The 14,451-nt window shown below is 36.0% G+C and carries 16 protein-coding genes and 1 pseudogene; all 17 read right to left on the bottom strand.

Features of this window, described 5'->3' with window-relative positions:
• Window positions 1–44: 44 nt before the first annotated feature.
• On the bottom strand, window positions 45–551 hold the full coding sequence (divIVA, locus tag M014_RS0102255; protein WP_016116021.1) for a septum site-determining protein DivIVA: 507 nt from the start codon (window positions 549–551) through the stop codon (window positions 45–47).
• Between the two features lie 92 nt (window positions 552–643).
• The gene (locus tag M014_RS0102250) at window positions 644–1,417 is read right to left on the bottom strand and encodes a YlmH family RNA-binding protein (protein WP_026590259.1); all 774 of its coding nucleotides are present in this window, start codon (window positions 1,415–1,417) and stop codon (window positions 644–646) included.
• A 15-nt stretch (window positions 1,418–1,432) separates the two neighbouring features.
• Window positions 1,433–1,696 carry a YggT family protein gene (locus tag M014_RS0102245; RefSeq protein WP_026590258.1) on the bottom strand — a complete coding sequence of 88 codons (264 nt, stop codon included), beginning with the start codon at window positions 1,694–1,696 and terminating at the stop codon, window positions 1,433–1,435.
• 6 nt (window positions 1,697–1,702) lie between these two features.
• Window positions 1,703–2,161, bottom strand: coding sequence for a cell division protein SepF (locus M014_RS0102240; protein ID WP_026590257.1), 459 nt, complete (start codon window positions 2,159–2,161; stop codon window positions 1,703–1,705).
• A gap of 19 nt (window positions 2,162–2,180) precedes the next feature.
• Window positions 2,181–2,855, bottom strand: coding sequence for a YggS family pyridoxal phosphate-dependent enzyme (locus M014_RS0102235; RefSeq protein ID WP_026590256.1), 675 nt, complete (start codon window positions 2,853–2,855; stop codon window positions 2,181–2,183).
• A gap of 5 nt (window positions 2,856–2,860) precedes the next feature.
• Window positions 2,861–3,670, bottom strand: coding sequence for a peptidoglycan editing factor PgeF (pgeF, locus tag M014_RS0102230; protein WP_026590255.1), 810 nt, complete (start codon window positions 3,668–3,670; stop codon window positions 2,861–2,863).
• A gap of 115 nt (window positions 3,671–3,785) precedes the next feature.
• Window positions 3,786–4,064 (bottom strand): YlmC/YmxH family sporulation protein, encoded by a 279-nt coding sequence (locus M014_RS0102225; protein ID WP_026590254.1) that lies wholly within the window; start codon window positions 4,062–4,064, stop codon window positions 3,786–3,788.
• A 119-nt stretch (window positions 4,065–4,183) separates the two neighbouring features.
• The gene (sigG, locus tag M014_RS0102220) at window positions 4,184–4,963 is read right to left on the bottom strand and encodes an RNA polymerase sporulation sigma factor SigG (protein ID WP_003199794.1); all 780 of its coding nucleotides are present in this window, start codon (window positions 4,961–4,963) and stop codon (window positions 4,184–4,186) included.
• Between the two features lie 194 nt (window positions 4,964–5,157).
• Window positions 5,158–5,877, bottom strand: a complete 720-nt coding sequence (gene sigE, locus M014_RS0102215) for an RNA polymerase sporulation sigma factor SigE (RefSeq protein ID WP_026590253.1) — start codon at window positions 5,875–5,877, stop codon at window positions 5,158–5,160.
• A gap of 19 nt (window positions 5,878–5,896) precedes the next feature.
• Window positions 5,897–6,814 (bottom strand): sigma-E processing peptidase SpoIIGA, encoded by a 918-nt coding sequence (gene spoIIGA, locus M014_RS0102210; protein ID WP_026590252.1) that lies wholly within the window; start codon window positions 6,812–6,814, stop codon window positions 5,897–5,899.
• 438 nt (window positions 6,815–7,252) lie between these two features.
• Window positions 7,253–8,407 carry a cell division protein FtsZ gene (ftsZ, locus tag M014_RS0102205; RefSeq protein ID WP_026590251.1) on the bottom strand — a complete coding sequence of 385 codons (1,155 nt, stop codon included), beginning with the start codon at window positions 8,405–8,407 and terminating at the stop codon, window positions 7,253–7,255.
• 39 nt (window positions 8,408–8,446) lie between these two features.
• The gene (ftsA, locus tag M014_RS0102200; RefSeq protein WP_026590250.1) at window positions 8,447–9,748 is read right to left on the bottom strand and encodes a cell division protein FtsA; all 1,302 of its coding nucleotides are present in this window, start codon (window positions 9,746–9,748) and stop codon (window positions 8,447–8,449) included.
• A gap of 183 nt (window positions 9,749–9,931) precedes the next feature.
• Window positions 9,932–10,027 (bottom strand): annotated as a pseudogene (locus tag M014_RS29860) (small basic protein); the annotation flags it as partial.
• Between the two features lie 122 nt (window positions 10,028–10,149).
• The gene (locus M014_RS0102190) at window positions 10,150–10,920 is read right to left on the bottom strand and encodes a cell division protein FtsQ/DivIB (protein WP_026590249.1); all 771 of its coding nucleotides are present in this window, start codon (window positions 10,918–10,920) and stop codon (window positions 10,150–10,152) included.
• 98 nt (window positions 10,921–11,018) lie between these two features.
• Window positions 11,019–11,924 (bottom strand): UDP-N-acetylmuramate dehydrogenase, encoded by a 906-nt coding sequence (murB, locus tag M014_RS0102185; protein WP_026590248.1) that lies wholly within the window; start codon window positions 11,922–11,924, stop codon window positions 11,019–11,021.
• 50 nt (window positions 11,925–11,974) lie between these two features.
• A complete protein-coding gene (gene murG / locus M014_RS0102180; protein ID WP_026590247.1) occupies window positions 11,975–13,078 on the bottom strand; it encodes an undecaprenyldiphospho-muramoylpentapeptide beta-N-acetylglucosaminyltransferase in 1,104 nt (367 codons plus the stop codon).
• A gap of 211 nt (window positions 13,079–13,289) precedes the next feature.
• Entirely contained in the window at window positions 13,290–14,381 is a 1,092-nt protein-coding gene (gene spoVE, locus M014_RS0102175; protein WP_026590246.1) for a stage V sporulation protein E, read from the bottom strand.
• Window positions 14,382–14,451: the final 70 nt, after the last annotated feature.

The following is a 14,451-nucleotide window of genomic DNA, read 5'->3' as shown; positions in this document are numbered from 1 at the left end:
TATGTTGTTTAAAATTATATGTAATAATGAGAAAAACGTCAAGCTTACACTGTTTCTTCTTTCTTTAACAGCTCGTCCACTTCTTCTTCTAGCTCAATTAATTTGTCCCAATCATCGTTGTTTAACATTTCAAGCTGCGCTTCTAATAACATACGGAAACGTGTGCGGAATACTTTCGCTTGTTTCTTTAGTTCTTCAATATCAAATGCAACTTTTCTTGATTTCACTAAAGCTTCATTAATAATACGGTCTGCATTTTTTTCAGCTTCACGTACAATTAATTTTGCTTCTTTTTGTGCATTACGCTTTACTTCTTCCGCTGCTTCTTGTGCAACAACGATAGATTTATTTAGTGTATCTTCAATGTTAGAGAAATGATCCAATTTCCCTTCTAGCTGAGCAACTTTTTCTTCTAATGCTTTCTTCTCACGAATGACCAATTCATAATCTTTGATGATCTGATCAAGAAACTCATTTACTTGATCCTCATCATAGCCACGGAATCCGCGACCAAATTCTTTGTTATGAATATCTAATGGTGTTAACGGCACAAACGCCACCTCCAAGTAGTTATCTAAATTTTCCTCTTTTTAATTATATCTTTTCTTCGACAAAATAAGAGATTTTCCTTCTAAAAAACCAATCATTTTAGTATACCATACAAAACTCTCCATTTGTCGCGTTTCGTTTTTCCTTCTACAGAAAATAATTTCCCACGTCCATATCCTCTAACTGAAAAAACATCACCTGGAAAACACTCGTATGCAGTTTGTTCAACCGTTTTCCAATTTACTTTCACAAGACCATTCTTTATAAGCGGCTGTGCTTTTTGCCGTGATATATGGAGCATTTCAGCTAACAGGACATCTAATCGAAGTGATGAAACAGTTCCAGACTGTTCTCTCCACTCTTCTTGTAATTGTAATACTTTATCTGCTTGTACAGAGGAAAGTGAGACCTTCATTTTCCCTATCGATTGTAAATTCATTTCAATGTACGAAACAATCTCTTTTGCAACTATAATTTGGGCACGATTTTCTCGAAGCAAAATATCACCACACTTTTCTCTTGTGAGACCAAGAGACATAAATGCACCTAATATTTGCCTATGTTCAAGCGCATAAAATTTGGAAGGATAGTCAATTTCTAATACTTCAACTTGAAAATCTTCTTCATTTAAATTAAGGTAACTCGGATAAATAAGAGCTCTTTTCCTTTCCGCTTTTGGCGTAGCACCATAAAGTCGTAAAGTAGCATCTCCTTGATTCCCCACTATCGTAGCAACAATTTGCTGCTGACGTGGATCAAGAAAATCCGTTAGTTTCACTTGATGATATTCTTCAGCCATCTGTTTCCATTCTAATGCTTTATCAACAAAGACCACTTCTTCAGGTCTAAAATGCTCATAGATGCTCATTCATGCAACCTCTTGTTACAAGAAATAACGAAACAGACTTACTAAACCACTACTAGCCAATTTCAACGCAATAATTGCGACAATTGGAGAAATATCAATCATACCAAAAGGTGGGATAAATCTCCGAAACGGCTCTAAATATGGTTCACAAATACGCGCTAGAAAATCACCAAATGTCGATTCTCTAGCCCCTGGAAACCAAGATAGAAGAATATAGATAATAAGCGCCCAGGAATAAATCTGGATGATCCAAAGCAATGCTTGTAAAATAGTTATCATGGCGTATTACCACCTCTTTATATTTGTCTCTTCCTCTTCACCGAACAACTCAGAAATGGCCCCAACAATATCGACAGTCTCAGGTGTACAAATAAATGTTTTCGGTCCTAATTTTTGAATATCCCCGCCTATAGCGTATACAGTACCACTTAAAAAGTCAACGATACGTACAGCTTGATCTGTGGACATTCTTTGCAAATTAATGACAACAGCTCTTCTTCCTTTCAAATGATCCGCAATACCTTGTGCTTCCGAATATGTACGCGGTTCTAGTAAAACAACTTTAGAAGACTGCTTTGCTGTTTCAATACTTACAATATTTTGTTTTGGCTGTGCTTTCGTAACCGGGATATCCTGCTGCTGAGGTTCCTGTTTTTTCATTTCAACTTGCTCCTTTTCCTTTTCGTAAGCTTCTCGCTCTTCTGGTGTGTCAAAAAAGAAGTACTTTACTTTTGACCAACTCATAATAACATTCTCCTTCCTTTTACGCTTTTCCTACTAAAATCGTTCCCAAACGAATATATGTAGCGCCTTCTTCAATTGCAATTGTATAATCATTTGACATTCCCATAGATAACTCTTCACACGGAGCATTTGATAACTCTAGTTCCTGCACTTGTTTTTGCACCCCACGTAACACCTTAAAACAATGACGGATTTCTGCTTCTTCCTCAGTAAATGGTGCCATTGTCATTAATCCAACCACTTCAATTTTATCAAACTCTTGCAAAGCACGAATAAACGCAATCGTTTCCTCAGCTGCTATCCCCTGCTTCGATTCTTCAGACGATGTTTTCACTTGTACAAAACATCGAACCTGCTTTGTAGCACGCTTTTGGATTTCTTTTGCTAGCGAAATGCGATCCAATGAATGCAAATAATCAACTTTATCAATAATTTCTTTTACTTTTCTCGTTTGTAACGAACCAATGAAATGCCAGCTTACTTTTGAACCGAAATGCTCATACTTTTGTAAAAGACCTTCATTACGATTCTCACCTAAATCAGTAAGTCCAGCTTCTATTACTTCATTTGTTTTTTCAATTCCTACTGTTTTTGTTACTGCAACGAGCTTAATCTCTTGTGCCGAGCGCCCTGCTCGTTCACATGCTTTTTTGATTTCCGCATTTACAAATGCTAATTTCTCTTGTACTACCACTGTTTTCAATCCTCCTTAAAGCCTATGAAACTCAACATTCTTCCTGTTTTCCCTTGATCACGGCGATGCGAGAAAAACAATTGTTCTTCACAGCTTGTACAAAGAGACGACATCACAATATGCTCTTCTTTTATGCCAGCTTGAATGCATAATATACGATTGATTTCTTTTAAATCAATTGCATATTGTCCGTCTGAAATCAATTTATATGGAACAGGTCCGTTTACGGCTTGTTTTGCTGCTGATAATACACGATCATCAACTACATAACAGCAGGACCCAATGGCTGGTCCAATTGCAACATACATCTCATGAACTGGTACCCCTTCTGCATTCCACTTTTGAATCATTTCTTTTGCAATTTCTTTTACAGTTCCCTTCCATCCAGCATGTGCAAGTCCTACCATTCCATGTGATGGTGCATAGAAATAGAGTGGAACACAATCAGCATAACACGACGTTAAACATACCTCTCTATCAGTCGTATAAATACCATCTGTATTTGGGATACCATCTTCATATAAATAGATTCCTCGTCCTTTTTCTCCGTGTCCTACTTTTTCAACGTGTTGATCATGAACCTGCTCTGAACAAATCCAATTTTCTAATGGTTTTTGTAACTTGTTTGCTAAAATACGTCTATTTTCATGAACATTCTCCATCATATCATTTACATGTAGTCCTAAATTCATCGCATGAAAGGAGCCTGTACTTACTCCACCATCTTTTGTAGTAAATCCTGCTGTAATGTTTCCAAGTTCTTTCCACGCTTGTAAATACAATATACCGTCCTCATATATAAATGGTTCTCTCATAAAGCGGCTCCTTTTAATAAAATAACATAAAAAGCATGGTACTTCCTGTCTATTTTACCATACTTTTATTTTTCCATAATGACAACATAAAAAAAAGAGGAATTTGTAATATTCTTTAAGAAATTGTCGGTGTTTGTATTGATTCTGTTACAGGATTGACATGATCAGCTCTTACTAATATTACATCCTCTCCAATTTTTACAATTTGCTTCCACGGAATAACAAACTCCGCCTCTTTCCCAAATATCCCTAGCATACGCGCTTGTTTTGAAATAATGACAGCTTGAATCTTTCCAGTGTTCATATCAATATCTATATCGCTAATGTTTCCAAGTTTTTTTCCGTCAGAGACATTTACAACATCCTTAATTTGAAACTCTGAAATCCGTATCATTATTATTCTCCTCCTGCAGCAGTTTCACTTTATTGCCATTATATGAACACGTAATCTTTCCTATGAACAGAATCTTGAGACTCACAACTTAAAAAGGTCTCATCTTAAATGATGAGACCTTATCCTTGAATTGTTTTATTCATTTGTTTAATTGCTGATTTTTCAAGGCGTGATACTTGTGCTTGAGAAATCCCAATCTCTTCGGCAACTTCCATTTGTGTTTTCCCTTGAAAAAAACGTTTTCGAATAATCATTTTTTCGCGATCATTTAATCGCTTCATTCCTTCTTTTAACGCCAATTCTTCCACCCATTGCTCGTCCCTTTGTTTATCATCACTTAGTTGATCCATTACAAAAATAGGATCGCCCCCATCATTATAAATCGGCTCAAATAATGATACTGGATCTTGAATGGCATCAAGCGCAAAAACAATTTCTTCATGTGTCACTTCAAGCACTTTTGCAATATCCATTGCCGTTGGCTCTTTTGAATTTTCAGCAATTAGCTTTTCTCTTACCTGCAATGCTTTATACGCGATATCTCGTAATGAACGAGAGACTCGAATTGGATTGTTATCACGTAAATATCTCCGGATTTCCCCAATAATCATTGGCACAGCATATGTTGAAAATTTAACATTTTGGCTTAAATCAAAGTTATCAATGGATTTCATAAGTCCAATGCAGCCGACTTGGAATAAATCATCAACAAATTCTCCTCTGTTGTTAAATCGCTGAATGACGCTCAGTACAAGACGTAAGTTTCCATTTACTAATTTCTCTCTTGCGCTTATCTCTCCACTTTGCATTTCTCGAAATAATTTACGCATCTCTTCATTTTTTAGTACTGGAAGTTTAGCTGTATCAACACCGCAAATTTCTACTTTGTTTCTCGTCAAAGTGTTCCCTCCTATCGGGAGTTGCTGTACAGTGTAAAGTATCTCCTTTGGAGGGAATTTTATGCATACCGTTTTTTTGTTGCCTTTGATTAAAATATCATTCGCACTTTACAAGAAAACATGACAAAACCAATCGGAATACCGATTGGTTTTATACACTCCCCTTGATAATACAGCTTTTCAAAAACATCACTTTATACCATTTTATTAAATTCTTTTCGAAGCCTTTTTATAATTCTCTTTTCAAGTCGAGATATATAAGACTGTGAAATCCCTAGCATATCCGCCACATCTTTTTGTGTTTTTTCCTCTCCTCCTGCAAGTCCAAAGCGGAGCTCCATAATTTGTTTTTCACGATCATTCAATTGATGTAGGGCTTTCATAAGAAGGTGCCTGTCTACAGTGGCCTCTAAGTCTTTTGTAATAATATCATCATCCGTACCAAGAACATCTGATAATAACAATTCATTCCCATCCCAATCAATATTTAATGGTTCATCAAATGACACTTCTGAACGATTTTTATTATTTCTACGTAAATGCATTAAAATTTCATTTTCTATACAACGTGATGCATAAGTTGCGAGTTTGATTTTTTTTTCAGGATTAAATGTATTCACAGCCTTAATAAGCCCAATGGTTCCAATACTAATTAAATCCTCAATATTAATTCCTGTATTTTCAAATTTTCGCGCTATATACACAACAAGTCGCAAGTTACGCTCAATAAGTAATGACCGTGCCGCTTGATCACCTTTTGGCAACTTATTAAGGAGTACTTCTTCCTCCTCTTTTGTCAAAGGTGGTGGCAATGCCTCACTTCCACCTATATAGTAAATTTCATCGGTCTTAATTCCAAGTTTCAATAATACTTTATACCAAATATATATGAAATAAAATTTTAATTTCGCCATACTCTCCCACCTCTCATAATTAAGCAATTGTAACTTTCTGAGATATCAACATTTTCGGATGTATAATACATTGGTACTCTCCATTTGTAGACAATTGCTGTGTATTTAAGCCAATTAGTACTTTGTTTACGACCATATCACTTCCTTCATGATGAATTTGAACAATATCAGGCTTAATTGCCCATAAAAATTGATGATCAATTCCTACTGCTCGAAAAGGAATTAAGCGAAGCCTCGTTGCCCAGCCAGAATCATTTTCTGGTATTTGCGGAATCTCTGTCTTGGAATAAATCTGCTGTGTTAACCATGTTGGTAAACAATGCTCTAATGATGAAATATGCATAATCATAACCGGTGTTTTTGTTAACGGGTCATAAAGCTGATTTCCACTATCAATTAAACCATCTAATGTAATTTCATTTTCAACAAGTTTAATATTCACCTGTACAATTTGGTCATAGTGAATCTTAGTGACTTCCACATTTTCAATACGTTTTTTTGAAAAGTAATAAATGATCGGGAATCCAAAGATTACAAACATCCAGCTTACAGGATCACCATAAGAAATTGATTTTGACTGGACTAATCCACCTACCATTTCATTTGTTTGTAGGAAAAAATGAGTCCCTATTAACCCTCCCCCTACCATAAATGTTACAAAATAAAAGGTAAAAACAGTTTGTGTATAATCTCTAAAAGTAGAAAATCCAAACGCTGTATACACAATAAGTAATGAGTATACTAGTTTCATAATTGGATGTGTCATCATAGAAGCAAAAGGAGTAAAGGCAAAAATAACAATTGTAGAACCAATGAATGCTCCTAGCACAAACCTCCATTTTTTGATCCTCTTTTTCAACACAGTTGCTGTTAATAAAAGTAAAAGAAAATCAATGCAGGCGTTTAACAACCACACAACATCGGCGTAAACAACCAAACAATTCACCTCTTTTTTTAAGTTGAGACTAGTATAAAGCATATCCAATAGGAAAGTGTGTCAATTTACGGAGGGGTTTTTTTGTTATTTTGTGGTTTCTAGACATAATCTGTCGTGAGGGATATATTGCAAACTTTCTATAACTTAGATGATGATCTTACTATATAAATACAAATTGAAAAATCAGCATAAAATCTCTCTTTTTAGGGTGAGAGCGCCCGGCCATGCATAGAAACCGTCAGGACCTATTTTAGCCTCATACCATATAAAAATAAAGTAAGAAAATGAGTAGGGATGTTCTTTTGTTTTCATAACCGTGACCTATATGTTGAAAAATCAAAATGAATTTACATATTTACAAATAGTGCGATAAGTTTTTCATGTGAAAATATTTAAGTTTATGTAATAAAAAAGAAAGGAGCTGAGCTCCTTTCTTTTTTATCGTCTACGACGATTACGTAAAAATGCTGGAATATCGATATCGTCTGAATCGGTATTACGTTCGTGTACAACAGGCTCTTCACGCTTCACTTCGCGTTTTACTTCACGTTGTTTTGGTGGTTGAGCTACTGGTTGTTGTTGCGCATGATTTGTAGTTGTTGCCGAACGTACAAATGGTTTTGGTGGCTGAACTGAAACACTATCATCAAAACCAGTTGCAATTACAGTAACAACAATTTCATCTTTCAAACTCTCATTAATTACAGAACCGAAAATCATATTTACTTCCGGATCTGAAGCTGAAGCAACGATATCTGCCGCTTCTTGTACTTCATATAAACTTAAGTTCGTGCCCCCAGTAATATTCATAAGAACACCTTGCGCACCATCGATAGATGTTTCTAATAACGGACTAGAAATTGCACGTTTTGCTGCTTCTGCTGCACGATTTTCACCAGTTCCAACACCAATACCCATTAACGCAGAACCTTTATTAGACATAATTGTTTTTACGTCTGCAAAGTCTAAATTAATGAGACCAGGTGTAGCAATTAAATCTGAAATACCTTGTACACCTTGTCGCAATACGTTATCCGCTTCACGGAACGCTTCAAGCATTGGTGTATTTTTATCAACGATTTCTAAAATACGATCATTCGGTATAACAATGATTGTATCTACATTATCTTTAAATGCTGTAATCCCAGATATAGCTTGTGTCGCACGCTTGCGACCTTCAAATGTAAATGGACGTGTTACAACGCCAACTGTTAACGCGCCTAATTCCTTTGCGATTTGCGCGATAACTGGAGCTGCTCCCGTACCAGTTCCACCGCCCATACCAGCTGTTACAAAGACCATATCTGCACCGCGAAGTGCTTCTTGGATTTGTTCTTTACTTTCTTCAGCGGCTTTTTTCCCTACTTCAGGGTTTGCGCCGGCACCAAGTCCACGCGTTAATTTTCCGCCAATTTGCATTTTTGTTTCAGCTTTTGATAAATTTAATGCTTGTGCATCAGTGTTTACAGCGATGAAATCCACACCTTGTACACCATGCTCAATCATACGGTTTACGGCATTATTTCCACCGCCGCCGACACCGATAACTTTTATGCTCGCTAATTGATCTTGAGTAGTATCAAACTCTAACATGTCGAAATCCCCCTAGAACCTCATTTTTCGTGTGCAATTTTAATCCCATAAATAGCGGAATACACGTTTTACTTTTGACATCATTCGCTCATTATCTTCATTATTTTTACTTTGCTTACGAGTTGTTTGTTTTGCAGGTTGTTGCTGTACCGGCATTGGTGCTGGTACTGGTTCAAAAAGTTCTTCCTTTTCCTGAACATTTTTTCCGCGCAATTTCGCTTTTTGATAAGAATGTTTAATTAATCCAACCCCAATTGTATACTGTGGTTCACGAACACCAATATAATCGGGAGTTGCTATACGAACATTTTCATGTAAAATATCATATGCAAGATCAAGAACACCTGGCATAGCAGCAATCCCACCAGTAAGTACGTAGCCAGACGCTACTTGTTTTACTCCTAGCTTTCGGACCTCTTCTTGAACAAACATCAAGATTTCCTCTACACGTGCCTCAATAATATCAGATAACTCTAATTGTGAATATTGTTCTGTTTGATCGTTTCCCATAATAGGAACCGTAAACACTTCTTCTTCAGATGCTGTATCATAAAAAGCATGTCCATATTTCAGCTTAATTTGATCTGCATTTTCAGTTGAAGTTTTAAATCCTATAGCAATATCCTTCGTTATATGATCTCCACCTAAAGGCAGTACACTTGTTGCTTGTAATTCTCCATCTTGAAAGATTGATAAAGTTGTAGATCCCCCGCCTATATCAACAAGAGCTACACCTCTATTTTTTTCATCAGAAGATAAAGCAACCGTCGCAGCAGCTAAAGGTTGCAGACAAATATCAACAATTTCAAGGCCCGCTTTTTCTACACAACGTAGTAAATTATGTAGTAACGTTCTTGAACCTGTAATTAATGTGCCTTCCATTTCTAATCTTACACCAATCATCCCGCGTGGATCGTTAATCTCATCAAGACCGTCTACAATGAACTGTCGAGGCACCACATCAATAAATTCACGCTCAGGAGCAATTGATACAACTTGTGCTGCATCCAGAACGCGTAAGACATCTTCATTTCCAATTTCACGATCTTCATTTGAAACAGCGACAACTCCATGACAAGGAAGAAGCTGTACCTGATTTGCATTCACACCTACAACAACTTGTTCAATGTGAATTCCCACCATACGCTCAGCTTGTTCAATTGCTTTTTTAATTGATCGAACAGTTTCGTCTATGTCAACTATGGAGCCCTTTTTCAAACCATTTGATTTTACATTTCCAACACCAATAATGTTTAAGCCGTCATTAACCATTTCACCAATGATGACTTTAACATTGGATGTACCGATGTCAAGACTAACATATATTTCATTGCTGTTCATTCTTTGGCACCTCCTTCTTTATTTATACCATACAAGTCAATATATGGAACAACAATCGCAGCTTTACTATTTATAAGAAAAATATTCAACGTCTTTATGCGTTTCCCTTTTTTAACCCGGTATTTTTCTTATTTTTATTTAACATTCACTTATTGATATCACCGTAATCTGTGAATGACTACTTTATCTTTGAAATAACTGTATTTCAAATGCAAAGATTACCGCCAAATATAAGTCTACACTAAGATGTACTCATAGAAAAGCTAAACTTGTACCAATCCTAGCATGAATCGAAGAAAATCTAGTTATTTTTCAACAAATTAATCATAATTGTAATAAATTTTACATATAGAAGAACACAATTGTCGTTATTGTATTTAAAAAGAAATAAATCTACTATTCTACTGCTTTTTTTCTTCGTTATCTAAATATTTGAAATACGCGCCAACTTCTAAATCAATTAGAGCTTTTCTACCTGATTCTATATTTTTTATAATAAGTGGATATACTTCCATACGCTTGGCAAAATCTTGTATAGTTGTACTCACTTCATAACCTTCATTCATATATAAAGTAAGATGATCTTCATTTGAATTCGTTGGAGCATAATGAATTTCAGAAATAGACCTGAGAGTAGTCGGAGTTAACTTTTCTAGCTCTTCAATTAACTCTTTCATTTTCTCTTCCTTAAATGGTTCAAAAATCGGAGCTGCGACAGGTAATTTTCCGTTCGGTAACACGTCAAGTGTTTTACCATTTTCTAGAAGTGGTTGTAACTTCCCACCTTTGTTTATATAACCTATCGTTACATACTCTTCAATGTGAATATCAATTTTGTTAGGAAAACGCTTTTTGACAATTACTTTCTTGATTTCATTTCGTTTTGTCAAATTTTCTTCAGCCTTATGTGCCGTCACTCGAAAATAACTCGTTTCATATGTAACTCCAGATTCCTTCATAACCTGTTCATCTGTCATATAATGATTTCCTAAAACACTTATCTTTTTTATATTACTAAGCGGAGATCGAAAATAAATTAAAAAAAGTACTAATAAAAATAAAATCGACACATATAAAATTAATCTCTGATTGACAGGTTTTTTCTTCTTCTTCTTTTGGTTCTTTAGTTTTGGTACACGATCTTGTAGTTTAATCACTTTACTATTTTTCATGTACGATCCCCCTATGTAACATAAAGAACGGCATGTTACGCATGCCGTTCTTATCTTCTTATTATACCATAAATGATAACGAGCGGAACAAATAACAGCTATCTTCCAATGATTTCTACTTCCGTATGCATATCTACACCAAATTTTTCTTTAATTGTTTTTTTGACAAATGCAATTAAATCCAGCACATCTTTTGCTGATGCAGATCCTGTATTAACAATAAAATTCCCATGCATTTCAGAAATTTTTGCACCGCCGATTTGATAACCACGTAGATCTGCCTTTTCAACTAGATTCCCAGCGAAATTGGGTAGTGGATTTCTAAATATACTCCCCGCACAGTGGTGATTCCACGGCTGAGTTTCACGACGATACTCCTTATTCTTTTGCATTATACCAACTATTTCTTCACGATTTCCTGCTTTCAGTTGCAATTCCGCTTCTACTACAATGCCCGGACGTTTTGTTTGCAAAACAGAAGTGCGATAAGAAAATTCCATCTCTTCTTTTGTTAGCCACTTCATTGTACCATCGTCAAACATAACACGCGCGCTCATCAAAATTTCTGACATATCTGATTTGTGTGCACCAGCATTCATATATACTGCTCCACCGACACTTCCTGGAATACCACTAGCAAACTCTAATCCAGCTAAACCTTGGCGACTAAGTAATGTTGACAACTTAATAAGAGGATATCCTCCTCCTACTCGTACAGTAGTTCCTTCTACTTCTAGGTGATCTAATCCTTCTCCTAAACGAATTACAACACCTTCAATTCCCTTATCAGATACGAGAAGATTAGAACCACGTCCAATCGCTGTCCACTTTGTGTTATGTTTCTTTACTAAATCTAAAGTCTTTTCCACACCAACAACACTACTTGGCAAAATTAGAATGTCAGCCGGCCCACCTATTTTCATAGTTGTATAACGAGCTAACGCTTCATTTTCTAGCACTTTACCAACTTTTGCTTCGACAAGTTCCTTTGCTAATCGTTTCATGATGATCTCCCCCATATGAAATCTCCGTATTACAGTAGTATGCAGGGCATTCACCTAACGTTATTTTGTACAAGTTGTTTCATCACTTCAAATAATTTATTTGCTGCATCAGGCATTCCTAATTGCGTAGCAGCTAGTTTCATATTTTGTAATGTTTGTGTATTTAATAGAATTTCATCAATATCATGAAGAAGAGTTTCAGCAGTTAAATCTTTTTCAAGAAGCATTTTTGCCGCCCCTTTATCGACAACTGATCTCGCGTTTTTCTCTTGATGATTATTTGTCACATAAGGACTTGGAATTAAAATACTTGGCTTTCCTAGCGCTGTCAATTCCGCTAATGTTGTAGCACCAGCACGTGAAACAACAAGATCCACACCAGTAAGTACCTCTGGCATATTATGAATAAATGGTTTAATAATTACATTATTCGGATTCCCTTTTTGTTTCACAGCCTCTATGACTTTATCATAATGCACTTCACCTGTTATATACAATACTTCATAGTTTTTATTACCAAATTGTTCAATTGCTGCCACAAATGCATCATTAATCGGCCTTGCCCCGCGGCTTCCACCAAAAATAAGCACAGACTTTTTAGGAAGAGATAATCCAACAGAGCGCTTCCCTATCATGCCGTTTTGGTTCATCACTTCTGATGCACGTGGATTTCCTGTCATGACAACTTTCGACTTTGGAAAATGTTCAGATGCCGCTTCAAAACAAACAGCTACCTTATCGACATATCGACTTAAAAATTTATTCGTTACACCAGGTACACTATTTTGTTCGTGTACAATTGTTGGAATTCCTAGTTTCGCTGCCGCATATACGACTGGACCACATACATAGCCACCTGTACCAATTACAACATCCGGATTGAAACGGCGAATATACCTTTTACTATCTTGTACACCTGTTAGAAAACGCATCACTGTTTTCACATTATCAAGAGATATTTTTCGTTTAAATCCACTAATGACAATTGATTGAAATGGTATTCCTGCCTTTGGAACAATTGTACTTTCTAATCCATTTTCTGTACCAATGTATAAAAATCTTGCTTCAGGATGTAATTTTTTTATTTCTCTAATTAAAGCAAGAGCTGGATATATATGTCCTCCTGTGCCACCACCACTAACTAATACTCGCACTACAAATTCCTCCGCTTCTCTATTCTACATTCCATTTTATGTATTCGTATATCTATAATCTGTTTTTCCGCTTTCTATATAAAGTTTGATTTCTCTACACATAGGTCGCTGCTGTGAAGAAGAGAAAGTGACTTGCACTTGTCTCTTCCCCCTTAAAAAGAAAGGGTTTAGATTTATATACATACGAAAAACCCTGTCTTATAAACAGGGTTTAATAGCGAGAATGACGACTTATATTCAATAATACGCCAACTGCCATTAACATTAAGGTCAGACTCGACCCACCATAACTTAAAAATGGCAAAGTAATTCCTGTAACAGGCATTAGTCCTGTTACAACACCAACATTAATCATTACTTGAATCGCAATCATCGCCACAATACCTACTGCTAAAAACGTACCATATAAATCAGGCGCTCCTAATGCTATACGAACTCCACGCCATAATAATAGACTAAATAATAATAACACAAACGATCCACCAATAAAACCTAATTCTTCGGATAAAATTGCAAAAATAAAGTCAGTCTGTGGCTCAGGTAAATAAAGAAATTTTTGTCTACTTTGCCCAAGTCCAAGCCCAAACAAACCACCAGGCCCGATTGCAAGTAACGATTGAATAATCTGAAATCCACTCCCAAGTGGATCTGACCATGGATCCAAATACGAAGTAATTCGTTTCATTCGATATGGTGCCGATGCAATTAATCCGACAAACCCCGCTATCCCTATTAGCCCTAACATCGAAAAATGAAAAACACGTGCTCCTGAAATAAAAATCATTACGATACATGTCCCAACCATTACTGTTCCTGTTCCAAGATCCGGTTGTAACATAATCATACCAAATGCAACAAATACAAAACCAAGTGCAGGAAGTAGTCCTCGTTTAAAAGAAGTAATTAACTTTTGCCTTTCTGCTAAAAATTTAGCCAAAAAAATAATCATCGCAAATTTCATAAATTCTGACGGTTGAATCGAAAATGCTCCAATTCCAATCCAGCTTCGTGCTCCCCCCCGAACAAGTCCAACTCCAGGAATCAGGACAAGGATAAGGAGAATAAAGCAAACCAGTAAAATCACCTTCGAATAAGTTCGCCATGTCCAATAGTCAATTCTCATAATAAAAAACATGGCAGCTACACCAATTCCCGCAAATAACAGCTGTCGTTTTGCAAAAAAGAATGAATCACCCATCTTATAAGAAGCCCAGACAGCACTTGCACTGTAGACCATTATCATTCCAATTGTTAACAACAAAAGTGTAACGATAATTAAAATAAAATCAGGTGTTTTCTTCATTGGCAATGAGCACCACCTCTTTTAAAGAAGCTTTTTTTAATCTATGTAACAAAACATCAGTAGGTGTTAA

The sequence above is a fragment of the Bacillus sp. UNC437CL72CviS29 genome (assembly GCF_000482345.1).
In the GTDB taxonomy this organism is placed as follows: Bacteria; Bacillota; Bacilli; order Bacillales; family Bacillaceae_G; genus Bacillus_A; species Bacillus_A arachidis.
Note: the sequence above shows the minus strand (reverse complement) of the source record. Positions and strands in the feature narration are given on the sequence as shown.

Excerpts from the sequence above, each read along its gene's own strand:
- M014_RS0102250 (WP_026590259.1), bottom strand. The coding sequence starts at position 1,417 with ATGAGCATCTATGAGCATTTTAGACCTGAAGAAGTGGTCTTTGTTGAT.
- M014_RS0102245 (WP_026590258.1), bottom strand. The coding sequence starts at position 1,696 with ATGATAACTATTTTACAAGCATTGCTTTGGATCATCCAGATTTATTCC.
- M014_RS0102240 (WP_026590257.1), bottom strand. The coding sequence starts at position 2,161 with ATGAGTTGGTCAAAAGTAAAGTACTTCTTTTTTGACACACCAGAAGAG.
- pgeF (WP_026590255.1), bottom strand. The coding sequence starts at position 3,670 with ATGAGAGAACCATTTATATATGAGGACGGTATATTGTATTTACAAGCG.
- M014_RS0102225 (WP_026590254.1), bottom strand. The coding sequence starts at position 4,064 with ATGATACGGATTTCAGAGTTTCAAATTAAGGATGTTGTAAATGTCTCT.
- sigE (WP_026590253.1), bottom strand. The coding sequence starts at position 5,877 with ATGGCGAAATTAAAATTTTATTTCATATATATTTGGTATAAAGTATTA.
- ftsZ (WP_026590251.1), bottom strand. The coding sequence starts at position 8,407 with ATGTTAGAGTTTGATACTACTCAAGATCAATTAGCGAGCATAAAAGTT.
- ftsA (WP_026590250.1), bottom strand. The coding sequence starts at position 9,748 with ATGAACAGCAATGAAATATATGTTAGTCTTGACATCGGTACATCCAAT.
- M014_RS0102190 (WP_026590249.1), bottom strand. The coding sequence starts at position 10,920 with ATGAAAAATAGTAAAGTGATTAAACTACAAGATCGTGTACCAAAACTA.
- murB (WP_026590248.1), bottom strand. The coding sequence starts at position 11,924 with ATGAAACGATTAGCAAAGGAACTTGTCGAAGCAAAAGTTGGTAAAGTG.
- spoVE (WP_026590246.1), bottom strand. The coding sequence starts at position 14,381 with ATGAAGAAAACACCTGATTTTATTTTAATTATCGTTACACTTTTGTTG.